This window comes from Streptomyces sp. 7R007 (genome assembly GCF_054850255.1).
Window position 1 is genome coordinate 1 of record NZ_JBTWMV010000201.1, and the last position, 278, is coordinate 278.

The window sequence follows — 278 nt, forward strand, 5'->3', positions numbered from 1 at the left end:
TTCGGTGCTGCGCTCCTACGAGCGGGTCCTGGTGCCGGAGATGAACCTGGGCCAGCTCGCCCGGCTGCTCAGGGCCGAGTTCGCGATCGACGTCCGGTCGCACACCCAGGTCAACGGCATGCCGTTCAAGGCGCAGCACCTCGCGCAGGCTCTCCAGGAGGCCCTCCATGCCCACTGAGGCGTTGTCCCTCGTCCCGAGGAGTGAAGTCGCCCTCACGGCAAGGGACTTCAGGTCCGATCAGGAAGTGCGCTGGTGCCCCGGCTGCGGTGACTACGCG

At 68.0% G+C, this 278-nt stretch carries 1 pseudogene; it reads left to right on the forward strand.

Going from position 1 to position 278, the window contains the following annotated elements:
* Positions 1–167: 167 nt before the first annotated feature.
* Positions 168–278, forward strand: a pseudogene (locus ACYF6T_RS44795) (2-oxoacid:ferredoxin oxidoreductase subunit beta); the annotation flags it as partial.